The 26,080-nt window shown below is 45.0% G+C and carries 26 protein-coding genes; 20 read left to right on the forward strand and 6 right to left on the reverse strand.

Annotated features, from left to right (window positions below; genetic code table 11):
* Positions 1 to 3: 3 nt before the first annotated feature.
* From mnmE to MRK00_05475, 17 genes are all read left to right on the forward strand, one after another.
* Positions 4 to 1,359 (forward strand): tRNA uridine-5-carboxymethylaminomethyl(34) synthesis GTPase MnmE, encoded by a 1,356-nt coding sequence (gene mnmE / locus MRK00_05395; GenBank protein ID MDR4516809.1) that lies wholly within the window; start codon positions 4 to 6, stop codon positions 1,357 to 1,359.
* 175 nt (positions 1,360 to 1,534) lie between these two features.
* Complete coding sequence (locus tag MRK00_05400) at positions 1,535 to 2,158, forward strand: DUF3465 domain-containing protein (protein MDR4516810.1); 624 nt, start codon at positions 1,535 to 1,537, stop codon at positions 2,156 to 2,158.
* Positions 2,159 to 2,364: 206 nt separating this feature from the next.
* The gene (locus tag MRK00_05405) at positions 2,365 to 3,090 is read left to right on the forward strand and encodes a PEP-CTERM sorting domain-containing protein (protein ID MDR4516811.1); all 726 of its coding nucleotides are present in this window, start codon (positions 2,365 to 2,367) and stop codon (positions 3,088 to 3,090) included.
* Positions 3,091 to 3,716: 626 nt separating this feature from the next.
* Entirely contained in the window at positions 3,717 to 4,442 is a 726-nt protein-coding gene (rpsB, locus tag MRK00_05410) for a 30S ribosomal protein S2 (protein MDR4516812.1), read from the forward strand.
* A 203-nt stretch (positions 4,443 to 4,645) separates the two neighbouring features.
* Positions 4,646 to 5,530: a translation elongation factor Ts gene (gene tsf, locus MRK00_05415; GenBank protein MDR4516813.1), complete on the forward strand. Its 885-nt coding sequence runs from the start codon at positions 4,646 to 4,648 to the stop codon at positions 5,528 to 5,530.
* A gap of 38 nt (positions 5,531 to 5,568) precedes the next feature.
* Positions 5,569 to 6,282 carry a UMP kinase gene (gene pyrH / locus MRK00_05420; GenBank protein ID MDR4516814.1) on the forward strand — a complete coding sequence of 238 codons (714 nt, stop codon included), beginning with the start codon at positions 5,569 to 5,571 and terminating at the stop codon, positions 6,280 to 6,282.
* Positions 6,283 to 6,357: 75 nt separating this feature from the next.
* The gene (gene frr / locus MRK00_05425; GenBank protein ID MDR4516815.1) at positions 6,358 to 6,915 is read left to right on the forward strand and encodes a ribosome recycling factor; all 558 of its coding nucleotides are present in this window, start codon (positions 6,358 to 6,360) and stop codon (positions 6,913 to 6,915) included.
* Position 6,916: 1 nt separating this feature from the next.
* Positions 6,917 to 7,666, forward strand: coding sequence for an isoprenyl transferase (locus tag MRK00_05430; protein ID MDR4516816.1), 750 nt, complete (start codon positions 6,917 to 6,919; stop codon positions 7,664 to 7,666).
* Between the two features lie 49 nt (positions 7,667 to 7,715).
* Positions 7,716 to 8,540, forward strand: a complete 825-nt coding sequence (locus MRK00_05435; GenBank protein MDR4516817.1) for a phosphatidate cytidylyltransferase — start codon at positions 7,716 to 7,718, stop codon at positions 8,538 to 8,540.
* On the forward strand, positions 8,537 to 9,724 hold the full coding sequence (ispC, locus tag MRK00_05440; GenBank protein ID MDR4516818.1) for a 1-deoxy-D-xylulose-5-phosphate reductoisomerase: 1,188 nt from the start codon (positions 8,537 to 8,539) through the stop codon (positions 9,722 to 9,724). The genes MRK00_05435 and ispC overlap by 4 nt, the downstream gene beginning before the upstream one ends.
* A gap of 188 nt (positions 9,725 to 9,912) precedes the next feature.
* Positions 9,913 to 11,280 (forward strand): RIP metalloprotease RseP, encoded by a 1,368-nt coding sequence (gene rseP, locus MRK00_05445; GenBank protein ID MDR4516819.1) that lies wholly within the window; start codon positions 9,913 to 9,915, stop codon positions 11,278 to 11,280.
* 3 nt (positions 11,281 to 11,283) lie between these two features.
* The gene (gene bamA, locus MRK00_05450) at positions 11,284 to 13,626 is read left to right on the forward strand and encodes an outer membrane protein assembly factor BamA (protein MDR4516820.1); all 2,343 of its coding nucleotides are present in this window, start codon (positions 11,284 to 11,286) and stop codon (positions 13,624 to 13,626) included.
* Between the two features lie 29 nt (positions 13,627 to 13,655).
* A complete protein-coding gene (locus MRK00_05455) occupies positions 13,656 to 14,213 on the forward strand; it encodes an OmpH family outer membrane protein (GenBank protein ID MDR4516821.1) in 558 nt (185 codons plus the stop codon).
* Between the two features lie 81 nt (positions 14,214 to 14,294).
* Complete coding sequence (gene fabZ / locus MRK00_05460; GenBank protein ID MDR4516822.1) at positions 14,295 to 14,738, forward strand: 3-hydroxyacyl-ACP dehydratase FabZ; 444 nt, start codon at positions 14,295 to 14,297, stop codon at positions 14,736 to 14,738.
* A 28-nt stretch (positions 14,739 to 14,766) separates the two neighbouring features.
* On the forward strand, positions 14,767 to 15,360 hold the full coding sequence (gene rnhB, locus MRK00_05465) for a ribonuclease HII (protein ID MDR4516823.1): 594 nt from the start codon (positions 14,767 to 14,769) through the stop codon (positions 15,358 to 15,360).
* 27 nt (positions 15,361 to 15,387) lie between these two features.
* On the forward strand, positions 15,388 to 15,834 hold the full coding sequence (locus tag MRK00_05470; GenBank protein MDR4516824.1) for a CopD family protein: 447 nt from the start codon (positions 15,388 to 15,390) through the stop codon (positions 15,832 to 15,834).
* A 106-nt stretch (positions 15,835 to 15,940) separates the two neighbouring features.
* Positions 15,941 to 16,426 carry a peptidylprolyl isomerase gene (locus MRK00_05475; GenBank protein MDR4516825.1) on the forward strand — a complete coding sequence of 162 codons (486 nt, stop codon included), beginning with the start codon at positions 15,941 to 15,943 and terminating at the stop codon, positions 16,424 to 16,426.
* Between the two features lie 51 nt (positions 16,427 to 16,477).
* On the opposite strand, the gene mutS is transcribed toward MRK00_05475, so the two are convergent.
* From mutS to gltX, 5 genes are all read right to left on the reverse strand, one after another.
* A complete protein-coding gene (mutS, locus tag MRK00_05480; protein MDR4516826.1) occupies positions 16,478 to 19,030 on the reverse strand; it encodes a DNA mismatch repair protein MutS in 2,553 nt (850 codons plus the stop codon).
* 40 nt (positions 19,031 to 19,070) lie between these two features.
* Positions 19,071 to 20,651: an IS66 family transposase gene (locus MRK00_05485; protein ID MDR4516827.1), complete on the reverse strand. Its 1,581-nt coding sequence runs from the start codon at positions 20,649 to 20,651 to the stop codon at positions 19,071 to 19,073.
* Positions 20,652 to 20,713: 62 nt separating this feature from the next.
* A complete protein-coding gene (gene tnpB, locus MRK00_05490; GenBank protein MDR4516828.1) occupies positions 20,714 to 21,064 on the reverse strand; it encodes an IS66 family insertion sequence element accessory protein TnpB in 351 nt (116 codons plus the stop codon).
* Positions 21,052 to 21,348, reverse strand: a complete 297-nt coding sequence (locus MRK00_05495) for an IS66 family insertion sequence element accessory protein TnpB (GenBank protein MDR4516829.1) — start codon at positions 21,346 to 21,348, stop codon at positions 21,052 to 21,054. The genes tnpB and MRK00_05495 overlap by 13 nt, the downstream gene beginning before the upstream one ends.
* A 515-nt stretch (positions 21,349 to 21,863) precedes the next feature.
* On the reverse strand, positions 21,864 to 23,261 hold the full coding sequence (gene gltX, locus MRK00_05500) for a glutamate--tRNA ligase (GenBank protein MDR4516830.1): 1,398 nt from the start codon (positions 23,259 to 23,261) through the stop codon (positions 21,864 to 21,866).
* 442 nt (positions 23,262 to 23,703) lie between these two features.
* Here gltX and MRK00_05505 point away from each other — a divergent pair, with 442 nt between their 5' ends.
* The 3 genes from MRK00_05505 to MRK00_05515 are packed head-to-tail and all read left to right on the forward strand — an operon-like array spanning position 23,704 to position 25,580.
* Positions 23,704 to 24,342 (forward strand): serine protease, encoded by a 639-nt coding sequence (locus tag MRK00_05505; GenBank protein MDR4516831.1) that lies wholly within the window; start codon positions 23,704 to 23,706, stop codon positions 24,340 to 24,342.
* Between the two features lie 46 nt (positions 24,343 to 24,388).
* Positions 24,389 to 24,877: a DNA-binding response regulator gene (locus MRK00_05510; protein MDR4516832.1), complete on the forward strand. Its 489-nt coding sequence runs from the start codon at positions 24,389 to 24,391 to the stop codon at positions 24,875 to 24,877.
* Positions 24,878 to 24,884: 7 nt separating this feature from the next.
* On the forward strand, positions 24,885 to 25,580 hold the full coding sequence (locus tag MRK00_05515; protein MDR4516833.1) for a response regulator transcription factor: 696 nt from the start codon (positions 24,885 to 24,887) through the stop codon (positions 25,578 to 25,580).
* 26 nt (positions 25,581 to 25,606) lie between these two features.
* Here MRK00_05515 and MRK00_05520 read toward each other — a convergent pair whose 3' ends face one another.
* A complete protein-coding gene (locus MRK00_05520) occupies positions 25,607 to 26,080 on the reverse strand; it encodes a CinA family protein (protein MDR4516834.1) in 474 nt (157 codons plus the stop codon).

A 26,080-nucleotide genomic window follows, 5' to 3' on the forward strand; every position in this document is an offset into this window, starting at 1 on the left:
ATGTTGAATCGCACAGATACTATTGCTGCAATTGCAACGCCACCCGGCCGAGGAAGCGTTGGCATTGTTCGCATCTCGGGTAAAAATCTGGCATCAATCGCTCAGGTCATTCTGGGCGGACTTCCTGAACCGCGACATGCGCAGTTAAGCCGGTTTCTTGATATCCAGGGACAAATCATCGACCAGGGTATCGCCCTTTATTTCCCCGCGCCCAATTCCTATACCGGCGAAGATGTGCTCGAATTGCAGGGACATGGCGGCCCGGCAGTCATGAGTCTGCTGCTCGGCCAGTGCCTTGCATGCGGTGCACGGATGGCGCAACCCGGTGAATTCACGCTACGCGCATTTCTAAATCAGAAGCTTGATCTCGTCCAGGCCGAGAGTGTTGCCGACATTATCGAAGCCAGCACCAGCCAGGCTGCACGCTGTGCGGCGCGTTCGCTGCAAGGCAGTTTCTCAACGACCATCACTGCACTGGTTGAATCGTTAACCACGCTTCGAATGTTGGTCGAGGCAACGCTGGATTTTCCAGAAGAAGAAATTGACGGTTTGCATGGTGAGGAAGTCAAGGAAAAGCTCGGCGCAATTAACGCGCAACTTGAACAGGTGCTGTCATCCGCGCACCGAGGCAATTTGTTGCAAGAAGGTATCAAGGTCGTCCTGGTAGGCGAGCCGAATGTCGGCAAATCGAGTCTGCTCAATCAACTGGCCGAGGAGGAAGTCGCCATTGTTACCGAAATCCCTGGTACCACGCGCGACAGCATCCAGCGCACAATCACCATCTCGAGCATACCCGTTCATATCATCGATACTGCAGGGTTAAGAGAAACCGCGGACATTGTCGAGCAAAAAGGCATTGAGCGTACTCAGGCCGCTGTCAAGGGTGCCGATATCCTCATCCGCCTGATTGATAGCAGCCATCCGCTGGCCGTTGAAGACAGCGACTTACTGCAGGCCTTTTCCATCGACAAACCGCATATCACGGTGTTAAATAAAATAGACCTGATTGATCAAAAACCGGAAACAAAAACAAAAGAAAACACGGTTGAAGTCTACCTGTCTGCAAAAACAGGCGTGGGCGTGGAACTACTGCGCGAGCAAATCCTGCACGCAGCAGGCTGGCACACCGGCCAGGGCGGGGAAGGACTTTTCATGGCCAGACAGCGCCACCTGGAAGCGCTGGAAGACGCAAGGCTTCATCTCAATGCAGCCTGGAAACAGGCCCAGGATGAATCGGAATGGGTATTGCTCGCCGAAGAACTCCGGCTCGCGCAAGATGCATTGGCATCGATTACCGGCCGCTTTACTGCAGACGACTTGCTCGGCGAAATATTTTCACATTTTTGCATTGGAAAATAACACCTGTCGCATTGGCGCTCAAACACACTGAAGCACCTTCAACAGCAAGGGCGGCCTGATTTTGGTTTGCCATCATTCAGCATAAATCTTCTATCTATTCTGATTAAAAATCAAAGTTTTATGCCGTTATAGCCTTATGAGTACCATCTTTTTTCCTTATCAAGGCGTATCGCTCATGAAATTCTTTACTTTACTATTCCTGACGTTAATTCCAGGAATATCTGTCGCAGAAAATTCATTAATCAATAGCAATAAATTGTTTAATTTTGTTGAAGCCGCGTACCCTGATTTTTTTAGCCCAGCCGGAGTCGAAACTACTCCGCTATATGCGTATCTGGTTCGCTACTACCCCGAAACTGATACCTATATTGGCACCAAAGATGAAGAAGTTTATGTTTTTGGCAATGTTTTCGGCGGCTTATTAAGAGCAGGAGTAATTCCCGATTTCATAGAATCAAAAGCCAGCAGCGATGAATTGCTAGCTCAACTCTTTGCAAGTGCGCAAAGTAATGTACAGGTTTTTGGGGTGGGCACTGTCATTTCCATTTTATCGGATGAGCTTGACGGCACCCGCCACCAGAGGTTTATCATCGAGCTGAAATCAAAACAAACGCTGTTGATCGCACATAATATAGATTTAGCGCCAAGAATTGATACCTTAGAAATAAATGATTCGATTGAATTCTTTGGTGAGTACGAATGGAATGATAAAGGCGGCGTCATTCACTGGACGCACCACGATCCTGAAGAAATTCATGTGAATGGATGGCTTTTTCATAAAAATGCGATCTATCAGTAGTTCTATGTTGATCGTCACAAAAAAATGGATTAACTCACTCTTGAAACGCTGCATAAATTGGCACAGGTAAAAACGCGGCGTTTCTTTATTGGAATGCGTAAAAAGCACAACCCCTTCTGGCTGCGTGTACCAATGTCCAGTATTTGCTTAAAAAAACAATCCTCATAATGCCGACATAGTTTGAATTTTTTTACAGGAGAAAAATAATGAAAAATTTATTCGTATGTTCGTCTAAGGTTTTAACAGCATCAATTTTAATATCTTTTTTATATGTAGGCACAAGCCATGCAGTCGCGACCATGCAATTGAAAGTTGAGGACCTGACTAATGGTGGAACATACAGCATTACCGATAACGGCGCGAGTGATGGGTCGGCGACGCTCGGCTTGCTAAATTCAACCATCGCTACCGCGAATGGAAATATTTTTGTATCCGTTGGAACCAGCAAGCCACTTGGACCCAATTCACATCTAGTGGCCGGCCTGGATTTAAATAATGTTTTAATTACTTCATCTTCCGCAATAGACCTGAGAATCACTTTGACTGATGTTGATTATCAGCTGACTTCGCCAAACGGCACCTTACTTGCAAGTGTTGGCGGCACATTAGGATTAGGCGGTAACGCACTTAACTCGGCTCAGTTTGACTATTATTTCAACACATCAAATGGCGCATTTGACACTGTCGGCGCGGTTCATCTCGCCTCCGCTACATATTTTGGACCGGGTGCTTTTGCCAGTAATCTTGCGTCAGTCTCAGCACCGGGCACCGACAGCTCATTTTCTTTAACACAGATTGCCGAACTTCATTTGGAAGCCGGTCAAATCATATCCTATGATTCCGATATGAATGTAGTGCCTGAACCCAGCACACTGTTTCTATTGGGGTTGGGATTGTTTGCATTTGTAAGAACGCGTCATCTTGGCAGATAGTCAAAAAAAAAACGCATTGACATGCTATGAGTGGTAACGGAAATGAACTGCGATTCTACTCAGAGTTACCACCTATATTGGCACAAAACAATCTGAAGAATCGCATTAATAAACAACCATTGAACCATTGGCCTTGTTTATCCAATCGCACAAGCTACCATTATTTTACCCCTTCAAGTTGACTTCTAGCAGAAAATGAACCCGTGGGAACAAACTATAATACTTCATGCACAGTAAAATCGCGCCTTAACAAGATACAGCAAGAACAAAAAACGCCGACACAACATATAATTGATATGTAAGGGATATCTGTTGTGAACAAAGAAGTATTATTACAAAATACAGATTTTTAGAGACGCCCTAAATTAACTCTCTGCGAATACTGTTTGAAATTGCAGAAGAAGTTGACTTTGTCACTGTCCAGCTTGAGTGGCCGTCGGAAAATGCTATAATGCATGGTTGATAGATTTTGCTTGATTGTTTAAATAAACGAGCAAATTGCTGCAAGCAATTCCTATCACTTGTTTTTTTATTTCACACATTCACGCGTATATTAAAAGGGTGCTTCGCAGCCGATGCCGCGAAGTCACTAGGTGAATGGCGGTTCAACCCTTTGAGGAGAATTTATGTCAGTAACAATGCGGCAAATGCTGGAAGCAGGTGTTCATTTTGGCCATCAAACGCGCTTCTGGAACCCCAAGATGGCGCCATATATCTTTGGCCATCGCAATAAAATCCATATTATCAATTTGGAACGCACAATGGAGATGTACGAAGAATCCATGAGCTATGTGCGTCAGTTATCAGCGAATAAAGGCGTTATTTTGTTTGTTGGAACCAAACGTCAAGCCCGCGATATCATACGGGAAGAAGCAACGCGATGCGGCGCTCCTTATGTTGATCAACGTTGGTTGGGCGGCATGCTGACCAATTTCAAAACGATCAAACAGTCTATAAAACGTCTGCATGATATGGAAGCGATGGTGCAAGACGGAGTGCTGGAAAAAATGATCAAAAAAGAAGCGCTTGATATGCAACGCGAGTTGGACAAGCTGAACGCCAGTCTTGGCGGTATCAAGGAAATGAAAAGTTTGCCAGACGCATTATTTGTAGTGGACGTAGGTTACCAGAAAGGCGCCGTTACCGAAGCCAGAAAATTAGGTATCCCGGTTGTAGGTGTGGTAGATACCAATCATAATCCTGAAGGCCTTCATTACATCATTCCAGGCAATGATGATTCGAGCCGGGCAATACGCTTGTATGCACGTGGCGTCGCAGATGCTATTCTGGAAGGGCGCAATCAGGCGATTCAGGAAATCGTTGAAATGAATGCTGAAGAAGTGGATGAATAAAAATCCGGGCTTATTACCAAACATCTAAATTTTAATTAATAAGTCATTAACGTTTTCAATAAGCCAGTTCTTGCTGATTAAACGCTTCAGTTTAGTTTTCCTGATCAGAAAACACTGATAGAAAAACACGAAGTGCGCCGGTGAGAGCTAATAAGATTGGATTCATAAGTTTGTTTAAATAAAGTATCTGGAGTAAATTGAATATGGCTGCGATTTCCGCAAGCATGGTAAAGGAATTACGTGAGTTAACGGGGCTTGGCATGATGGAATGCAAAAAAGCTTTAACGGAAACTAACGGAGATATGAAGGCAGCAGAAGATCTGCTCAGAATTAAAAGCGGCGCTAAAGCAAGCAAGGCTGCAGGACGCATTGCTGCGGAAGGTGTAATTGGCTCTTTTATTGCTGCCAATGGCAATACCGGTGCATTGGTTGAAGTCAACTGCGAAACGGATTTCGTTGCTAGAAACGAGGACATTATCCAATTTGCCAATCATTTGGCAGAATTGGTGGCCACAAAAAATATTACGGATGTTCAAGTGTTGAGTGAAACGACGTTGTCTGGCGAAGATACAGTCGAGACCGCTCGCAAAGCGCTTGTCATGAAACTTGGCGAGAATATCAGTATTCGTCGATGCGCATATCATTCAACCAGAGATCAGCTGGCTACCTATTTACATGGAACCAAAATTGGTGTCATGGTCGATTATCAAGGTGGAAATGAAACCTTAGGCAAGGACTTGGCAATGCATATTGCGGCAAGCAAACCGATGTGTGTTTCCAAAGAACAGGTTTCCCCTGATGTATTGGAACACGAACGTCAGATTTTTTCAGCACAGGCTGCTGAAAGTGGTAAACCAGCCAATATTATTGAAAAAATGGTCGAAGGCCGCATTATCAAATATCTTGCAGAAGTAACCCTGCTGGGGCAGCCTTTTGTCAAAGATCCTGATCAGACAGTTGAAAAGCTATTGACAAAAAAATCAGCATCGGTAAATGATTTTACCCTGTTTGTTGTGGGTGAAGGTATCCAAAAGAAAACAGAGAACTTTGCAGAAGAAGTCAAAGCACAGATGGGACAGGCAAAATAAGCTTTGATATCACTCTTTACTATTAAACAACACCGCCCATGACAACTCGATATCAGCGTATTTTGCTCAAGCTTTCTGGAGAAGCACTAATGGGCGAAGATAGCTATGGCATTAATCAGACAGTGATTGGGCGGATTGTTGCTGAAATCAAAGAAATCAATAAGCTCGGCGTAGAAATTGCGATAGTTGTTGGCGGCGGAAATATTTTTCGCGGCATGAAATCTACCAATGACGGCATTGAACGTGTCACGGCCGATTATATGGGTATGCTGGCTACTGTTATGAATGCATTGGCATTGCACGATGCGATGAAGCAAGCAGGTCTTGTTCCCCGTATTCAATCAGCTTTACGCATCGATCAAGTTGTCGAGCCTTATATTCGAGGCAAGGCAATTCGTTATTTGAAAGAAGGCTGGGTTGTCATTTTCGCTGCTGGAACAGGAAATCCATTCTTTACAACTGACACAGCCGCAGCATTACGCGGCATGGAAATGAATGTCGACATCATGCTAAAAGCGACTAAAGTGGATGGCATTTATTCAAGTGATCCCAAAATTGATCCGCAGGCAACACGTTTTCAGAAGCTGACTTTTGATGAAGCCATTGTCAAGAATTTGCGGGTTATGGATGCAACAGCACTGACTTTATGCAGAGACCAGAATTTACCCCTCAATGTGTTCAGTATCTTCAAGCCGGGGGCACTCAAGCGTATTATTATGGGAGAAGATGAAGGAACTTTTGTAATGGTCTAGGTTATTAAGTTCCTGTTTGTTATTCTCGTGCGTTATTGAACTGCTGTCGATAACGCAACTTATGGGAAAATTATTATGATTGCCGATGTAAAAAAAACTGCTGAACAAAAAATGCAAAAAAGTCTGGAAGCGCTAAAAACGGATTTGAGCAAAGTAAGAAGCGGACGGGCGCATACCGGCTTGCTTGATCATGTTACGGTTGATTATTATGGCACGCCAACACCGATTAATCAGGTGGCCAATGTTAATTTGATCGACTCGCGAACAATTGGTGTCATTCCATGGGAAAAAAAGATGGCCGGCGCGGTGGAAAAAGCCATTCGTGAATCTGATCTTGGACTTAACCCTATGTCAGTCGGTGAAACAATCCGTGTTCCGATGCCGCCTTTAACGGAAGAACGCCGGAAAGAATTGACCAAAGTAGTCAAACATGAAGCGGAAAATGTGCGCGTAGCAATGCGAAACATTCGTCGCGACGCCAATTCTCAGTTAAAGGAATTATTGAAATCCAAAGATATCTCGGAGGATGAAGAGCGTCGCGGCCAGGATGAAATCCAAAAAATAACGGATCGTTATATCACCGAAATCGATAAGATTCTGCAAACCAAAGAAGCCGAATTAATGGCCATTTGATATGTCTCATGGTACAAGCTCCACGCGAGAAATACCTGAAACAGGACCCATACCTAAACATATCGCCATTATCATGGACGGCAATGGACGTTGGGCAAGAAAGCGATATTTGCCACGCATGGCTGGACATAAACAAGGTGTTGAAACAGTTAGAAATGTTATTAAATCCTGTTCGGAACATGGTGTAGAGTATCTAACACTGTTTGCTTTCAGTAGCGAAAATTGGCGACGTCCAGCCGATGAAGTATCTTTCCTGATGCAATTGTTTGTTGGCGCCTTAGAACAGGAAATTTCAAAACTGCATGAAAACGGTATTCGCTTTAAAGTCATCGGCGATATTTCAAAGTTTGAATCTAAGATTATTCAATTTATACAAAAAGGTGAACAACTCACCGCTAACAACTCCAGGCTAACATTGACAATAGCGGCCAATTACGGCGGGCGATGGGACATTACGCAGGCCATGCGTCAGATGATGGATAAATCAACTGATTTACCTAAACATTTTGAAGAAGAAAGTCTTGCTCAGTATCTATCCATGAATTATGCACCCGAACCCGATTTATTTATACGCACAGGTGGCGAATGTCGCATCAGCAATTTTTTATTATGGCAGCTTGCTTATACAGAATTATACTTTACCGATACACTCTGGCCGGATTTTGATGAAAGCGAATTTGATTTAGCGATTCAGTCGTACCAGCAACGAGAGCGGCGTTTTGGCCAAACCAGCGAGCAAATTCAACAATAACGACTTCCATTCACCATCAATGTAAACTTTGCTGCACTGAAAGATATTTATGTTAAAAGCCCGTATATTGACTGCAATTATTGTATTACCTCTTTTTTTATCTGCTTTGTTCTATTTGCAAGATATTTTCTGGGCCACCCTATTATTGGTTTTAACGGTTATCGGTTCACGTGAATGGTGTCATTTATCCCGATTCTCAGTTAGAAATACTGTTATTTTCATGATCCTGACAACATTACTGGGTGGAGAATTATTGTTTCAGTTAAGTGAAGCCGTTGAAATCGATGCTTTTACACCAGCGCTGATCTGGATTTATGTGCTCTCGGCCATTTTCTGGATTGGCTATGTCCCTTTTTTATTGAAACAAACCCATACAATCAACAGCACTTTTGTTTTAATGCTGATAGGCTGGTTGGTGTTGCTGCCGACCGCACTTGCTCTGTATCAGTTACGCGCAATAAGCCCGCTGCTTTTACTGGGCTTTATGGGGACAATCTGGATTTCTGATACCGCAGCATATTTTACTGGCCGCGCTTTTGGTAAAAACAAGCTTGCCTATCACATCAGCCCGGGAAAAACCTGGGAAGGCGTTGCCGGTGCCATGCTGGCTGTTATCGTTTATGGACTTGTATGGGTTTTTGCATTTGCCGATGGTGCTTATCCGATGTTGCTAGTACCATTGCTGATTGTACTGGCTATACTCGGCATTATTGGCGACTTGTTTGAATCCCTGATAAAACGTCAAGCTGGTGTTAAGGACAGCGGTAAAATTCTTCCGGGACATGGTGGCATTTTAGACCGAATTGATGCCTTAACACCTTCCCTGCCCATGGCTATTCTGGCATTACTGGCTTTTAACCCTTCACAATTATGAATAAAATTCGCTTTTTAACAATACTGGGTTCGACTGGCAGTATCGGTGAAAGTACGCTCGATGTTGTTAATCGTCATCCCGATCTGTTCAAGGTCCTGGCGCTCACCGCCAACAACAACGTCGAAAAAATGCTTGAACAATGCCGACATTTCCGGCCTCACTATGCTGTAATGCTGGACCCAGTGCAAGCAGAGCGATTGGAACACGCAATTAATCAGAGTAACCTGGATACCACTGTATTGTCCGGCGTGGAATCACTGGAAAGAGTCGCATCACTTCCGGAAGTTGATGTTGTCATGGCCGCTATTGTCGGCGCAGCCGGAATTCGACCGACGTTTGCGGCCGCAAAAGCAGGCAAACTGGTTTTGCTTGCCAATAAAGAGACGTTGGTTATGGCAGGCCGGATTTTCATGGATATGGTCAAAACACATGGTGCCACCCTGCTGCCCATTGACAGCGAACATAATGCGATACACCAATCGTTACCGCATGACTTTGACGGAAGCCTTCAGGAAAAAGGTATCCGGCGTATCCTGTTGACCGCCTCGGGCGGCCCTTTCAGAAATGCTTCGCTGGATTCGTTGGCGCATGTTACACCGGAACAGGCATGTGCACATCCGAACTGGGATATGGGGCGTAAAATCTCTGTTGATTCAGCAACCATGATGAATAAAGGACTCGAAGTTATCGAAGCACACTGGTTATTTAATGCGGCACCTGAAAACATACAAGTGGTTATTCATCCGCAAAGTGTTATTCACTCCATGGTTGAATATATTGATGGTTCCGTACTGGCGCAGCTTGGAAACCCGGATATGCGAACACCGATAGCCCATGCCATGGGTTATCCTGAAAGAATTGAAAGCGGCGTAGCATCACTGAATATGTTCGAAGTGGCGCATCTGGATTTCGACCAACCTGATTTTACTCGCTTTCCCTGCCTGAGACTCGCCTATGAAGCGCTAGATATGGGCGACAACATGCCTGCAATACTGAATGCAGCCAATGAAATTGCTGTTGCATCTTTTCTTGAGGAAAAAATGCCGTTTACCGCAATTCCGGTTATGATTGAACATGTCATGAAAACGTTGAAGCAAGAAACGATACACTCGCTAAGCGATGTACTTAAGGCTGATAGCATGGCCCGTAATGCAGCGCATGACTGGCTGAGCACATTCAAATAATCAATATACATTTTCTATGCTGTTTGAATTTTTCTAATGGTAAGATAGCGTTAATTCAAAAACTAAGGAATGTGAAAGAAAATGCGGGCACATCAAGCAGCGGATTTTGCATGATGATAGACTTTACAAATGGACTGTACGGGATTAAAGCGGCAGTACTCAATAACAATCTTATATACTGATCCAACATGTCAATATTTTTCACAATCATATCCTTTATCGTTGCGCTAGGTATACTGATCACCTTCCATGAGTTTGGTCATTATCTTGTAGCCCGCTGGAACGGCGTTAAAGTTCTGCGGTTTTCTGTAGGTTTTGGTCAACCTGTTTTTAGAAAACGATTAGGTAAAGATCAGACTGAATGGGTTGTTGCGGCCATTCCATTGGGCGGCTATGTCAAGATGCTCGATGAAAACGAAGGCAGGGTTGCAAAAGAAGAACTTTCGCGCGCTTTTAATCGCCAACCGGTTGGACGTCGTTTCGCGATTGTAGCTGCGGGACCGCTTGCCAATTTCCTGTTGGCAATCGTTATGTACTGGCTCATGTTTATTCTGGGCGTCGACGGTATAAAACCCACGTTAGGGCCGATTGTACCGGATACCCCGGTGGCCAATGCACAATTTGAAGCGGGTGAAACTATCGTCAGTATTGAAAATGAATCGGTTGAAAGCTGGCAGGATGCACGTTGGACATTATTGCGTTACGCGGTTGATCGTTCCTCCGCCGTTTCCGTTGAGACAATTAATCAGAACGGTGTGAGAAATTGGCGCCAACTTGATCTCAGCGGCATTCACCCGGATGAAATGGAAGGAAATGTGCTTGGCAAGATCGGATTTAATGTCTATCAACCCGAAATCAAACCCATAATCGCGGAAGTCATGTCGGGCGGCGCGGGTGAGCGCGCCGGCTTGCGTGCAGGAGACGAGATTCTGGCTGTAAATGACAAGGACATCTACAGCTGGATAGAATTTGTGCCGGAAGTACAGACAAATCCTGGACGCCCTCTGACTCTGGATATTCTGCGTAATGATCAAATCATAACCCTGAATATTGTCCCTGAAGCAGTGACCGAAAATGGCCAGAAGGTCGGCCGGATCGGCATTATGCCCGAAATTGACCAATCCCTGTTTGAAGCAATGCGTGTCGTTGTCACTTATCCAGCTGGAGAAGCAGTCATAATAGCGCTGAATAAAACTTGGGAAACAACTGTTTTAACCTTGAGCATGCTCTCTAAAATGATCACCGGCGACGTTTCCTGGAAAAATGTGAGCGGTCCGATCTCCATCGCCGATTATGCTGGGCAATCTGCACAAATGGGATTGGTCTCCTATCTTGCATTTCTGGCCCTGATCAGTGTCAGTCTGGGCGTTTTAAATCTGTTGCCTATCCCCATTCTGGATGGGGGGCACTTAATGTATTATGTCATCGAGATGATCAAAGGCTCGCCAGTCTCCGAGAGAATCATGATTATTGGGCAGAAGATAGGTTTATTGATGCTGTTTACACTAATGACCTTTGCGATCTATAACGACATTAATCGGTTGGCAACTGGTTAGATAATGAAATACAAGTATTTTGTCGCGCTGGTCGGCTTTTTATGTGCTTTTTCTGCGTGGGCCAGTCAATCTTTTGTCGTTTTGGATATACGTGTCGAAGGCATACAACGTACCGAGGCCGGAACAGTTTTCAGTTATCTGCCGCTTAAGGTCGGCGATACCATAGATGAAACAAAAGCAACCGCCGCGATCAAAGCACTGTACGCCACTGGATTCTTTAAGGATGTCAAATTAAAAACCGAAAACGGTGTATTGATTGTACAGGTTGAAGAACGGCCAGCAATCGCTCAGATTAACATTAATGGCTCCAAGGCATTTGAAAAAGACAAGCTCAAGGAAGGCCTGAAACAAGCGGGACTATCGGAATCCCGGATTTTCAGTCGTTCCCTGCTGGATCGTGCAGAACAGGAACTGAAACGGCAGTATATCAGTACGGGCAAGTATGCAGTCAAGATAACGACAACCACAACACCGCTTGAGCGCAATCGCGTCAGCATTAATTTCGATATTGAAGAAGGTCGTACGGCGCGGATTAAACAAATCAATTTTGTCGGTAATGCAGCGTTTGATGACAAGATATTGCGCGGCCTGTTTGTGTTGAGAACGCCCGGTTTATTAACCTGGTTTACCAAAAACGATCAGTATTCCAAGCAAAAACTATCTGCGGATCTGGAAACACTCCGATCCTACTATCTTGATCGCGGCTATCTGGAATTCAGCATTGATTCCACACAGGTATCGATTACCCCGGACATGAAGGATATCTACATCACCGTCAACGTATCCGAGGGGGAACAGTACACTGTTTCCGATATCAAATTGGCGGGTGAGTTACTCGTACCCGAAGAAGAATTGAAAAATTTGATCCTGCTACATCCCGGCGATGTTTTTGCACGCGAGAAATTAACCGAATCGGTCAAATTGATTTCCGATCGCTTAGGTGATGACGGTTATGCGTTTGCGAACATTAATGCAGCCCCCGAACTGGATCATGAAAATCAGCAGGTGGCTTTTACGTTCTTTGTCGATCCGGGGCGACGTGTCTATATACGCCGTATCAATATTACCGGCAACGACCGCACAAAAGATGAAGTTATTCGTCGCGAATTTCGTCAGATGGAAGGCGGATGGCATTCCACTTCGAAAATCAATCTTTCCAGGCAACGGGTTGACCGGTTGTTCTTTTTTAACAGTGTCAATGTAGAAACACCACCTGTGCCGGATGCGCCCGATCAAGTCGATGTCAATATTCATGTTGAAGAAAAACCGACCGGCGCAATTATGTTTGGCGCAGGTTTCTCGGATCGTGAAGGACTGATACTCAACGGTTCAGTCTCGCAAAACAATATTTTTGGCACCGGAAACTTTTTTAGCCTGCAAGTCAACACCGGTCGTATTAATCGCGTTTTTTCCGCCTCTTTCACTAATCCCTACTTTACTGTGGATGGAGTAAGCCTGGGTTTCGATGTGTTCAGACGAAATTTAAATACATCGCGTTTATCGAGAGTTAATGCCTTCAGAACAACAACCTCTGGCGCTATCGTGCGTTTTGGTATTCCTATTGCCGAGAATGATATTGTGTCATTTAGTGCAGGCGCTGAGCAAACGCAAATTGGCACCTTTTCAGATAGCTTGCCACGTACTGTAAAGTTTGTTGAAGACTTTGGTGAAACAACATACAACCTGCCGTTCACAGTAAGCTGGGCGCGAGATAGACGAGACAGTGCAATTTATACCACTTCAGGTACCACGCATCGCTTGTTTGGTGAAGTCAGCATACCTGGGGCTGATCTGAATTATTATAAAGCCAGCTATAACCAGCAAACCTATTTTCCGCTCACCAATACATTTACGTTATTGCTGAATACCGAATTTGGCGTTGGTGACGGTTATGCAGGCAAGCCGCTTCCCTTTTTCAAAAACTTTTTTGCAGGCGGAAACAATTCCATACGCGGCTTTGACTTGAACTCTCTGGGTCCAAGAGAGGAAGTTCCAAATAGTAATGGGACGTCCAATAACAGAACTTTCGCACTGGGTGCCAGCAAACGTGTCGTGGCTAATCTTGAGTTGTTGTTTCCCGCACCTTTTATGAAAGATGACCGCTCTGTTCGCTTGGGCGCATTTATCGATGCGGGAACGGTTTTCGATAATTTTAAAGCAAAGCACGATGCTAATGGCAATATCATAGAGCAAGGATTTACCGATTTGATGCGCTACTCTGCAGGTTTGTCCGTAATGTGGATCTCACCCATGGGGCCGCTCCAGGTCAGTATTGCCAAGCCACTAAACGCTAAAGATGAAGATAATTTACAGATGTTTCAGTTCAGGTTTGGGCAACAGTTTTAGGCCAGGCTAGAACCAATCAGGAGAACCTATTGGACTTGACGCTTCGATGGTGGAAATTTCATTACTATATTGTCATGGCAATCTTGTTATTGCCTGTAAATGCGCTATCCGATCTTCATGCAGACAATATCAGAATAGGTGTTGTCAATACCGAAAAAATTTTGCGCGAATCAACGCCCGCGCTTAAAGCCCAGCAAAAAATCGATCAAGAATTTTTTCCACGCGATGCGGAAATTAAGGATATGGCCAAACAAGCCAAAACGTTGCAGGAAAAGCTGGAACAAAAAGGCGCAACAATGAACGATGCTGACAGACGTGAACTGGAACGGGAACTTGCAAACCTGAGCCGCAATTACCAGCGCGCGCAACGCCAGATGCGTGAAGATCTGACAGTTCGTCAGAACGAAGAATATGGTGTAATTCTGGAACTGATCGATGAAGCCATTAACACTGTTGCTGAAAAAGAAAACTACGATCTGATTTTGCAATTGCAAGATTCAGTTTATCGCAGTCAACGTATCGATATCACTGATCAAGTGATAAAAGTCCTGAATAAAACAAATAGCCGTAATAAAAATGCGCACTGAACATGATCCCGATTTATACGCAACTCCAAATCAAGCTTTGCATTTGCATCGATTTTTGATCTGAATAAATAAGGAAAAACAATGAGTACTATGGATATTCATGAAATACTTAAATATTTGCCACATCGTTATCCATTATTGCTGGTAGATAAGGTTATTTCTATTGAAGCAGAAAAAAACATTGTCGCCTTAAAGAATGTTTCTATCAATGAACCGTTTTTTCAGGGACATTTTCCGCATCACCCTGTCATGCCGGGTGTGCTGATCGTAGAGGCGCTGGCTCAAGCGGCTGCGCTGCTGACTTTGAAAACCGAAGGCAATACGAACAAAGAGGATTCTGTTTATTATTTTGTCGGCATCGACGGTGTCCGTTTCAAAAAACCCGTCATGCCAGGCGATCAGCTTATACTTAAAGTTTCAATAGACCGTCAGATAAAAGGCTTATGGAAATATTCGGCACGCGCAGAAGTTGACGATCAATTGGTGACCGAAGCCAAATTAATGTGCACTTCCAGAAGCGTGTAACCATTACCGCAAGCACTGGGATTAACAGTTGCCAGCAGTTGCAACGAAGCCTCAACTGATTTGCGGGGTGGACGAGGCCGGTCGCGGCCCGCTTGCCGGTCCGGTGGTTGCGGCATGCGCAATCCTGGATAAACACCAAACCATTCATGGTCTGGCGGATTCAAAACAACTCAGCGAGAAGAAACGGAATGAAATTGCGGCAGCAATTAAACAGTTTGCAAAGGCCTGGGCAATCGCATCGGCATCAGTCACCGAAATAGATCAATTGAATATCTTGCAGGCTACATTATTAGCCATGAAACGTGCTGTCGAACAGTTACCGCTTATACCAGATTTGGTAATGGTTGACGGCATTCATAGTCCGAAACTCGAGATTCCAGTCCATACGGTGATAAAAGGCGATTGCCTTATAGCAGAAATATCGGCAGCATCCATTCTGGCCAAAACAGCGCGTGATGCTGAAATGAGACTACTGCATGAACGTTTTCCTGAATATGGATTTGACCAGCACAAGGGCTATCCAACCAAGAAGCATATCAATGCCTTGCGAATATATGGTATAACAACAGCACATCGGCGAAGCTTTGCGCCAGTTAAAACAATAGAAAATATAAATAGTTAAATCTGTAAAACAAGCAAAGGAAGCAAAATGGGAACCCTGAAAGTCTTACATATAATGGGTGTTGTTATTTGGGTAGGCGGTATGTTTTTTGCCTACATGGTATTAAGACCCGTTGTCAATCAATTGCTGCCGTCACCGCAAATGCTTAAATTCTGGCAGGCGGTTTTTTCCAGTTTTTTCCATTGGGTTTGGTTATCGATAACGGTTATCCTCGCAAGCGGTCTGCACATGATTTCGCAGATGAGTGGATTTGAAAAACTGCCCTTTAATATTTATTTGATGTTTGCGATTGGCGCGATGATGATGTTGATATTTATATATGTGTTTTTTACCGCCTACCGCAAACTCAAGCGCTATGTCGCTGCAGAAGAGTGGGAAAAAGCGGGTATTGCACTGGTGCAGATCCGTGTTTTGATCGGGTTAAACCTGATTCTCGGATTTGTAACCATCGCCATAGCCGTTCTGGATACATAACAACACCCGGCTATTGCCAAAGGGCGTACCGCAAATCCATAAGAATCCAGCAATATCAGATGGATAGCGTACTCGCTCATTTTAAATCAATTTTACGGAGTTTTAGATGAATACGCGCATTGCTAAAGATACCGTGGTATCACTTCATTACGAATTATCTGATTCATCAGGTAATCTCATTGAAAAAACAGAAGAACCAATCAGTTACTTGCATGGGGGTTATGATGGGATTTTCCCCATGGTTGAAGAAGCACTGCATGAAAAAGAAGTCGGTTTTAGCTGTACCGTTTCTATGGAACCCGAGAATACTTTTGGAGAATATGACAGCACCTTGATTCGAATTGAGCCGCGCAGCGCCTTTCCTGAAGATGTTGAAGTCGGCATGCGTTTTGAAGGCGCCACTGAAGACTCGGAAGATTATCTGATTTACACAGTAACCGATATTGCGGACGACAAAGTGGTCGTGGATGGAAACCATCCACTGGCAGGAATGGCCCTCAATTTTGCCTGTACGGTTATCGATATCCGCCCGGCAACAGCAGAAGAAATTTCACATCAACATGTTCATGGTCCCGATGGACATACACATTAAGTGATTATTGTTTTGATCAACGCTGACTTATAAACGTTTATCCGCTAAGCCTTATTGCTCATTCAATATCTGTTTGAGCTTATAAAGCTGCTCTAGCGCCTGCCGCGGCGTCAACTCATCAGGCGAAATGGTTCGCAGCAAAGGAATCACAGGATTTTCCTGCAGCATTTCGAATTCATCAACTGCTGGCTCATCGAAAAACAGATCCAGTTGCGGATTTTTGTCCGCTTTGTCCTTTTCCAGTTCAGCCAAATGTTTTCTGGCCATACGGATCGTCTGACTGGGAACACCCGCCAGTGCAGCAACCTGCAGACCGTAACTCTGGCTGGCAGGCCCGGCAGTAACCTTATGCAAAAAAACGATACGGTTTTTATGCTCCACGGCCTCAAGATGTACATTACGAATTTGTTTGTATTCCTCGGCCAGTTTGGTCAACTCAAAATAATGCGTGGCAAAAAGTGTGCAGCTCTGATTCTTGATCAACAGATAACGCGCGATTGCCAGAGCAAGCGCAAGCCCGTCAAACGTTGATGTGCCGCGCCCGACCTCATCCATGAGAACCAGACTTTGTGTTGTGGCATTATGCAAGATATTTGCGGTTTCCGTCATTTCTACCATGAACGTTGAGCGCCCACCCGCCAGATCATCGGAAGCGCCAATACGGGTGAATATCTGGTCAAGAATACCGATTTGAGCTTTTTCCGCTGGAACAAAACTGCCGCAATGCGCCAATAATGCGATAAGGGCAACCTGCCGCATATATGTTGACTTGCCGCCCATGTTGGGGCCGGTAATAACCAACATTTGCTGCTTGCTGTAGTGATCCTGGCCAAACTGGGCGTCATTGGCAACATAGTTTTCTACCTGTCGTTCAACTACTGGATGACGACCCGTTTCGATATCGATGACATTTTCATGCAATAATACCGGGGCAACGTAGTCAAGCGACTGGGCCCGTTCCGCGAAAGCGCATAAAACATCGATTTCGGCAACGCTGGCAGCTATTTTCTGTAATGCCTGTACGGAATCGGCCAGTGTGTTCAACAAGTCGTCGTAAAGGGATTTTTCCTGCGCCAGCGCCCTGTCCTGCGCCGCCAGTGCTTTGTCCTCAAAAGCCTTGAGTTCGGGCGTGATGTAGCGTTCTGCACTTTTGAGCGTTTGCCGGCGGCGGTATTCATCCGGAACTTTATCGCTATGCGCATGGGTCACTTCGATATAAAAACCATGCACGCGGTTATATTCCACCTTCAAATTTGGAATGCCGGTGCGTTCCTTCTCACGTGCTTCAAGCTGGACCAGAAATTCGCCACAGTTATTCTGCAAAGCACGTAATTCATCCAGCTCGGCATCGTATCCATCCGCAATGACATTCCCTTCCCGTAATACCGCACTGGGCTCCGGTTGAATCGATTTTTCCAGCAAATCGATCAGCGCCTGATCCGGCAGCATATCCTGCTCGAGCAGCTTTATTCTTTTGACTGTACAGCCAGACAGCGCTTTAACCGTATCAGGTAGATGCTTCAGACTGTCCCTAAGGCCGGACAAGTCTCTGGGGCGCGCAGATCGCAGCGCGATACGTGCAGTAATCCGTTCAATATCCACAACATGCCGCAAGCAATCGTGCGCCGTGATATAAATATTATGGCTGATCAGATTGGCAACGCTATCCAGCCGTTGCTGAATCGCATACAAATCACGCAACGGATGATGAAGCCAGAATTGCAATAAACGGCTGCCCATACTGGTCGCGCAGGTATCCAGCAAGGACAATACCGTTGGCGCGCGCTCACCGCGTATCGTCTCTGAAATTTCCAGATTGCGGCGGGTAGCGGCATCCATACGTACATAAATACTGTCGCGCTCTGCCTGTAAAGACGTCACATGAATCGCAGCGGTGCCCTGTGTCAGCCGGGTATACTCGAACAATGCATTGGCGGCGCATAAGGCCGTTGACAAATCCTCACAACCAAAACCGGAGAGATCGTGCGTATCAAAATGACGCGTCAGACTGCTTACCGCACTGTCCAGATCAAACTGCCAGGGCGGCAGATACTTCAATACCCAGCGGTCTCTCAGACCCTTGACCGATTGGTATGATTCCGGCACCAGAATCTCAGCCGGCTGCAGCCGCTCCAGTTCGCTGATGAGATGACCGGATGATGTCTCCATCACGCGTAACTGGCCCGCCGCCAGATTCAGCCAGGCCAGACCGAGCGTTGATTCATGAACATACAGCGCAAGCAGAATGCAATCGCGCTTGTCTTCCATCAGTGCGGCATCGGTTAACGTGCCTGGGGTAACAATTCGCGTCACTTCACGCGCGACAGGCCCCTTGCTTGTCGCCGGATCGCCCACCTGTTCACAAATCGCGACAGACTCGCCTAATTTGACCAGTTTAGCCAGATATTGCTCGGCCGCATGATAGGGTACTCCCGCCATCTTGATCGGCTCACCGGCAGATGATCCTCGCCGTGTCAGCGTAATGTCAAGAAGAGTCGCTGCTTTCTCGGCATCCTCAAAAAACAGTTCATAAAAATCTCCCATGCGGTAAAACAGCAGCATGTCACCATACTGCGCTTTAATACGCAGATATTGTTGCATCATGGGAGTATGCGTTTCTTTTGTATGCGTCCGGCACGGCCATCTAGAATTTTTCTCGTTTTAATGCCTCGATAAATTCCGGCGCGAGTGGCAACAACTCATCGATACGGCTATTAGGCCAGGCTGGAAGTTTGTCGAGTGTTTCTTTGAGCCATGCGGCTGGGTTGAGGCCGTTGAGTTGTGCGGTGCCAAGCAGGGTTTGAATAGTGGCAGCGCGTTGACCGGCACGTTCAGAACCGACAAAGAGCCAGTTTTTCTTGCCGACAGCTATGGGACGAATGACATTTTCCGCCGGGTTGTTGTCGATCGGTAGGTGGCCGGTGTGTACGTAGCGTACTAGAGTAGGCCAGCGTTTGAGTGTGTAGTCGAGTGCTTTGGCGGATGCGCCGCCGTTGGCAGTTTGCATTCGAGTTTGCATCAGCCAGTCGTACAAGGCATCGAGTGCCGGCAGACTTTTCTGTTTTCTCAGCTGTTGACGCGCTTCGATGGTCAGCTGTTTGCCTTCGGCCTCGATTGCGTACAGTTCGCCGATACGCTGCAATGCTTCAAATGCCATCGGACTGTCATTGGCCTGATGCAGGTCGAAGAATTTGCGCCTGGCGTGTGCCCAGCATGCCAGTTCAATGCAAGGCGACTCTTCTCGAGAGAACAAGGCTTTGTACCCGCCATAGTCGTCGACCAGCAAATGACCTTGCCAGTTTTGCAGAAAGTCTTGCGTATGCCGGCCACTGCGACTTATTTGATAATCAAAGACAACAATGCGCGGCCCGGGATCGAGGTCATTGCTGCGGTAGACCCACAGGTAGGCTTTGCGGGTTTTACCGTTGCCGGGTTCCAGTTGCGCAACCGGTGTCTCATCGGCGTGAAGGGTGTTTCCTTGCAAAAGATGCCATTTCAGTTGGTCTGCCAAGGGTTGCAGCGCAACACCGGTACGGCCGACCCATTCGGCCAATGTGGAACGCGAAAGTATAACTTGTTCACGTGCAGCCATCTGTTCCAGGCGATAGAGCGGCAGGTGATTAAGGTATTTGTTGCTGATCACCCAGGCCAATAACCCCGGTGACGCTATGCCGCCGTCAATGACTGCCGGTGGCACCGGTTCTGCGGTGACGGTTTCGCAGGCCTTACATGCATATTGCGGACGAATGTGACGATGGACAAAGAATTTGGCCGGTTCTACGTCGAGTTGTTCGGTGACGTCTTCACCGATTTTGAGCAGCGTGTTGCCGCACTGTCCGCATTGGCAGGATTCCGGTTCATGGCGGTGTTCGATGCGTGGCAGATGATCAGGCAACGGTTGGCGGCCTGCACGGGAACGCGGCGGTTTTGCCGGTGTTGTTTTTACAGCCGGTTCAATCTGCTCGATTTCGGTATCAACGGCTGCAATATCAGCCAGCACCGATTCTTCAAATAAACTGAGCTGCACCACTGACAACGATTCATTCTTCTTGCCGAAACGGATGCGGCGCAAATGCGCCAGCTCCATGGTCAATGCCTCGATCTTGCATGCCTGTGCACGAATCTCTTGTTGCGCCTGATCAAGTAATGCTTGAACAATACCGGTGACCTGTTGTTTGGTATCCGCATCAAGGTTTAATTGATCAAGCTGCGCCAGTGATTTCATGGCTGTTATTATACCAAAAAACCAGCCTAACTTGCTGTAAATATTGAATTATCAGACTGATTTTATGCGCGCAAATGAGCAGGTGGCAATGCCGATAAACGCTGCCAGTCCACACCTGCTGTCAGCCATTGCCACTGTGATTGACTCAATTCAAAACAACGATCTCCCAGCTTCGGCCACACAAACCAGCCCTGATGCAAACGGCGCTGACATAACCAAACGCCAGTGCCATCCCACAACAACACCTTCATCCGGTTGCGTGCGCGGTTGCAAAATACAAAAGCTGAACCCGCACAGGGTGAATGCCCCAATGCCTGTTGGACAATAAGCGACAATCCGTCAATACCCCGGCGCATATCCACAGGCTCCACAACCATCCAGATTTGTCCAGAATGCGCAATCAATCCAGACATCTCAACAATTCACCGAGCCATTGTGGTGATACATCTGCCGGCAGTTCGAGTGTATGACCGCCTGAACAACGCAGTTTCAGATAATCCGATGGTGTTGTGGTTGTTCTGATCGTCACCGGTATCAACGAAGTTCGTTGATTGTCTTTTTGCACATCACGATAAACCCGTAGCCAATTCCCAAATGTCTTGCTGTTCAATCCATGATCACGGCAATAAGCCACTTGCGACAAACCGCTCGCCTGCCACGCTTTGATATGACGTATCTGTTGTTCTTGGGTTGTCATTGGTTATCCTCCAATAAATATTTGAAGTTAACCAGAATGAGATCTGCTTTCTAGATGGTAGGGCTAAACGCTTACTTTCTTTTTTGGAATTCATATATGCTATCGGACTGCGATCAACTATAAAAAACGGGGAAAAGCCTTATCTTAAGGTGCTATGAGCTCGCGTTTCAGAAAGATTATTATTTCACGAGTACGCTATCCATCTGAAATTGTCGAACACGCATTGCCGTGATGTTATGAAGCAAGGTGCAGTACATGGGAGAAAGTTGTTCCCTTTTCACTATTTTGAGACAAATTTTTTGAATATATTAGCAAAAAATAAATCAACCAATTGTATATATCCTTCACCAATTAACGATCAACCTAAAATTTAATGAATGGATTCCAGTATCTGGAAATGTCAGTATGACCACTGCACCGTTAAACCGGTTAACCAACCCAACCAGATAGACGGTTTTCGATGGTGATTGACAATCAAAATTAATATTAACTGTTTGGGAATATTTAAGGAGAGACTAAGTATCTGGAAAATTATTTATTTGTGTATTCATACGCCTTAACGTTTCCTCACGTCCGAGGAGTTCAAGAACAGCATCAATTGACGGCGTGTGCGTTTCTCCCGTCACCATGACTCGCAATGGCATTGCGACCATTGGAAACTTAACGTCATGTTCTTTGACAACACTCTTGATCGTTTGTTGAATTGTATCTTTTCGCCAGTCTTGTGTTCGCATTAATCTTTCCATTAAATCAAGCATGATTGGTTTGCTGTTCGCAGTAAAGTACTGTGCTTTTAATTCATCGGTGGATTCCAGCGGACGAAAAAAGAATACAGCCGCATCTGCCAATTCTTCTATTGTGTACACTCTTTCTTTTAACAAATCAATCATTTCTAAAAGATCGGGCCCCTTGGATATGTCACAACCATCAGTTTGAAGAAAAGGGATAACCAATTCAAGCACGCGGTTATTATCCGCTTTTTTAAGATATTGCTGATTAAGCCAATGCAGCTTTTCCGGGTTAAATTTTGCCGGAGAGCGATTGATAGCACTCAAATCGAACCACTCGACCAACTGTTCACGACTGAAAATTTCTTCATCACCATGAGACCATCCCAATCTCGCCAGATAATTGATTAATGCTTCCGGCAAATATCCGTCATCCCGATATTGTGTTACTGAAACTGCACCATGCCGTTTTGACAAACGTTCGCCGTTGGCGCCGAGTATCATTGGAACATGGGCATATTCCGGTAAGGGAGCGTCCAGTGCTTTTAGGATGTTAACCTGCCGGGGGGTATTATTTACATGATCATCACCTCGGATAACATGCGTGATATTCATGTCGAGATCATCCAATACCACACTGAAATTGTATGTGGGTATGCCGTCGCTTCTGATCAACACCAGATCGTCAAGCTCACTGTTAGCAACCGAAATTTTTCCCTTAATCTGATCATTAAAATTGACATAACCTGTTAATGGATTCTTGAACCGAATTACTGGCTTAACACCTTTGGGCGGTGTCTGCCTGGAATCTCTCCAGCGTCCGTCATATCTAGGTTTCATTCCTGCTGCCAGCTGCTGCTCGCGCATTTTTTCGAGTTCTTCTTTACTGGCATAACAATAGTAAGCCTGATCATTTTCTAATAATTGTTGCGCAACATCTTGATAACGCTGCAAACGCTCCATCTGATAATACGGCCCTTCGTCATAATCCAGTTCTAACCAGGACATACCATCTAGAATGACTTTTGTGGATTCTTTGGTTGAACGTTCCAGATCAGTATCCTCAATGCGTAAAATAAATTGACCGCCATGTTTACGTGCGAAAGCCCAGGAAAACAAAGCCGTGCGTGCACCACCAATATGAAGATAACCAGTCGGACTAGGTGCGAATCGAGTACGTACGATCATAATAAATAGACTATTTAATAAATTAATGTGACTTATTGCTTTCTTTTCAACAAAACTATAGTTAAGCTAGTACACTATTCAAAATTATTGTCAGGTACACTGACAAGTTCACTAAACCAAGCAATATCAAATGGATAAAGTACTTGTTTTGCTTTGTATCTTTCTCGGTTTCTATCCAAGCCGATATTTGGATTGGTTATTTTACTTCATATATCCCTACTTTCTAAGCGAGGACTGATAACAGACTTTTATAATTATGAAGAAATTATCCTTCACCCGAAATATCAATCGACTTTTTCTTTTTACCAACCAGAAAATAGTAAGAACGTTTATTTTTTTATTTTTCTTGTGCATTTTATCATCCACAGGTAACGCACAACTAGAAGAAACTATTACCAGAATAAAGCCATCAATTGTCGGTATTGGAACGTATCAAAAAATGAAGTCGCCACCAGTTACATTTATGGGCACAGGTTTTGTGGTAGGTGACGGTTTGCATGTCGTAACCAATGCGCATGTAATCCCAGAGTCTCTAAATCTAGAAAGAATGGAAAAACATGTTGTAATTACAGGAAAAGACCAAAAACCTGAACTCAGAGATGTAACCATTATCTCCGTGGACAAAGAGCATGACCTGGCTTTGTTAAAAATAAGTGGTTCCGCATTACCCGTGATGAAACTGGGGGATTCGAAAACGGTTAGAGAGGGAAAACTAATGGCCTACACCGGTTTTCCGATTGGTATGGTTCTTGGTTTTTATCCGGTAACACACCAAGCAATCATCTCGTCTATTACGCCAATCATCAGGCCTGCACATAACACCACACAATTGGATGCAAAATTGATCAGACAGCTCCAGTCTCCTTTTCTGGTATTTCAGCTTGACGGGGTAGCCTACCCGGGGAACAGTGGCAGCCCATTGTACGATCCAGACACAGGTATAGTTTACGGCGTCATAAATATGGTGTATGTAAAAGGTAAGAAAGAAGCTGCACTTTCAGCACCGAGTGGAATCAGTTATGCGATACCCGGAAAATATATTGTAGATCTACTGGGAAAAGCGCATTACAAGAACTGAAAAGTCGACCTTTTCTCATCAACTACATTATAAGAATTAGGGAAAAATGCGGCCAATAACAGTAGCTGTTGCAGAAAACGATCAGGAAAAATGCAGTCAACTCGAACATTATCTACGCAAGAACGATCAAACTATCGAAGTTTTAACCGACAAAGATTCCTTTTACAACAAAAATGTAGAAAGGCGGCTCAAGTCTCGTGACAATCAGTCGTTACAAGCAAATACTGTTGCACGAATTAAACGGCTAAGGCCTCGAGTACTTTTTGTGAATACTCAACAGCTAACGAAAGAATCCTTTGATTTGCTCCATGAGTTAAGTCAGCATTGTCCGGATACATTACCTGTTGTTTTAATCAAAGAAGAGGCCGACGACAACCATATATTGCAGGCTCTTGAGAGTGGCGCATGTGGAGTTGTCGACTGTAGCGTAATACCCTTTAATGTCTCTAAAATAATAGAAACAGTAGATAAGGGAGAACCCTGGGTTTCACGCAAAATGCTTGTAAAGATAATGGATAAAATAAAATTTACTTAAATGACCTATGTTAATTTTACTTGCCAGTTCCGATACTGAATTACTTAAACGATGGGAAGATGGTGTGTTTGGCCTATCTTCAACATCGACCATCAATAATCCAAGACATTTTAAAGACCGGCTTATGAAAGTTAAACCGGATCTCCTTTTACTGGATTATAAATTTTTAGGACAGGATCTTCAGAAAGAAATTCTGGATATCACTGTATCAATTCCCAGAATAAAGATTATCATTTTCAGCCCAGCGATTAATGATAACGAAGAGTGGACTTTATTCAAAAATGGTATCAGTGGTTGCTGTCAGTATGACATGGAACCCGAACAAATCATCTATGTTATTAAAGCCGTTCAGAAAGGTGAATTGTGGATACGTCGATCATTGACAAGCTACATGCTGCAGGAGCTTGTCGAAGTAACATTGGAAAAAGACAGAATTGAAAACGCTATCCACGACTTGTTAACAAACCTGACCAAACGTGAATATGAAATAGCGATGCTGGTCGGACGCGGTGAAAGCAACAAAAGAATAGCAAACCGACTGGATATCACAGAACGGACGGTCAAAGCACATTTAACTGAAATTTTTCGTAAACTGCAAATAACAGATCGTATCAAACTGGCGTTGATGATGAAAGACACTGTTTCTTCGCTCAAGCCATCTCACACAAACAATGCTTTCCACGATCCATCCTATTTTGCATAAGTCATAAATTTCAAAACCGGTAATCGTTAAACAACATGGATTGAGCTCTCATCCAATAGCTTTAGCAGTCCCTGCAGTGCTTTCATGACGGCCTGCCGCCGTACGGATTCACGGTCTCCACTAAAAAAACATGTTTCACTATTCAACAGGCCTTCCTTTAACATCCATGCAAAGCAAACCGTACCAACTGGTTTGAGTTCGGTGCCGCCCGTTGGGCCTGCTATTCCCGTTATGGCCACACTGACCTGAGCATGACTGTTTTTTTGCGCACCAAAAGCCATTTCCTGCGCCGTTACTTCGGATACAGCACCATACTTTTCTAGTGTAGTCATACTGACACCCAGCATTTCATTTTTGGAAAGATTACTATAGGTGATAAAACCACGATCATACCAGACAGAACTCCCGGCTATCGCCGTGACTGCCTGACCGAGCCATCCCCCTGTGCAGGATTCCGCAGTAGCCATTAGCACACCCCGTTGCCGTAGACGTTCGCCCAC

It is taken from the genome of Nitrosomonas sp. (genome assembly GCA_031316255.1).
Taxonomy (GTDB): Bacteria; Pseudomonadota; Gammaproteobacteria; order Burkholderiales; family Nitrosomonadaceae; genus Nitrosomonas.

Bases quoted from the DNA above. Each gene is read 5' to 3' on its own strand.
- MRK00_05400 (MDR4516810.1), top strand. From the start codon at position 1,535: ATGAAATTCTTTACTTTACTATTCCTGACGTTAATTCCAGGAATATCT.
- MRK00_05405 (MDR4516811.1), top strand. From the start codon at position 2,365: ATGAAAAATTTATTCGTATGTTCGTCTAAGGTTTTAACAGCATCAATT.
- rpsB (MDR4516812.1), top strand. From the start codon at position 3,717: ATGTCAGTAACAATGCGGCAAATGCTGGAAGCAGGTGTTCATTTTGGC.
- tsf (MDR4516813.1), top strand. From the start codon at position 4,646: ATGGCTGCGATTTCCGCAAGCATGGTAAAGGAATTACGTGAGTTAACG.
- pyrH (MDR4516814.1), top strand. From the start codon at position 5,569: ATGACAACTCGATATCAGCGTATTTTGCTCAAGCTTTCTGGAGAAGCA.
- frr (MDR4516815.1), top strand. From the start codon at position 6,358: ATGATTGCCGATGTAAAAAAAACTGCTGAACAAAAAATGCAAAAAAGT.
- MRK00_05430 (MDR4516816.1), top strand. From the start codon at position 6,917: ATGTCTCATGGTACAAGCTCCACGCGAGAAATACCTGAAACAGGACCC.
- MRK00_05435 (MDR4516817.1), top strand. From the start codon at position 7,716: ATGTTAAAAGCCCGTATATTGACTGCAATTATTGTATTACCTCTTTTT.
- ispC (MDR4516818.1), top strand. From the start codon at position 8,537: ATGAATAAAATTCGCTTTTTAACAATACTGGGTTCGACTGGCAGTATC.
- rseP (MDR4516819.1), top strand. From the start codon at position 9,913: ATGTCAATATTTTTCACAATCATATCCTTTATCGTTGCGCTAGGTATA.
- bamA (MDR4516820.1), top strand. From the start codon at position 11,284: ATGAAATACAAGTATTTTGTCGCGCTGGTCGGCTTTTTATGTGCTTTT.
- fabZ (MDR4516822.1), top strand. From the start codon at position 14,295: ATGAGTACTATGGATATTCATGAAATACTTAAATATTTGCCACATCGT.
- MRK00_05470 (MDR4516824.1), top strand. From the start codon at position 15,388: ATGGGAACCCTGAAAGTCTTACATATAATGGGTGTTGTTATTTGGGTA.
- MRK00_05475 (MDR4516825.1), top strand. From the start codon at position 15,941: ATGAATACGCGCATTGCTAAAGATACCGTGGTATCACTTCATTACGAA.
- mutS (MDR4516826.1), bottom strand. From the start codon at position 19,030: ATGATGCAACAATATCTGCGTATTAAAGCGCAGTATGGTGACATGCTG.
- MRK00_05485 (MDR4516827.1), bottom strand. From the start codon at position 20,651: ATGAAATCACTGGCGCAGCTTGATCAATTAAACCTTGATGCGGATACC.
- tnpB (MDR4516828.1), bottom strand. From the start codon at position 21,064: ATGTCTGGATTGATTGCGCATTCTGGACAAATCTGGATGGTTGTGGAG.
- MRK00_05495 (MDR4516829.1), bottom strand. From the start codon at position 21,348: ATGACAACCCAAGAACAACAGATACGTCATATCAAAGCGTGGCAGGCG.
- MRK00_05505 (MDR4516831.1), top strand. From the start codon at position 23,704: ATGAAGTCGCCACCAGTTACATTTATGGGCACAGGTTTTGTGGTAGGT.
- MRK00_05510 (MDR4516832.1), top strand. From the start codon at position 24,389: ATGCGGCCAATAACAGTAGCTGTTGCAGAAAACGATCAGGAAAAATGC.
- MRK00_05515 (MDR4516833.1), top strand. From the start codon at position 24,885: ATGTTAATTTTACTTGCCAGTTCCGATACTGAATTACTTAAACGATGG.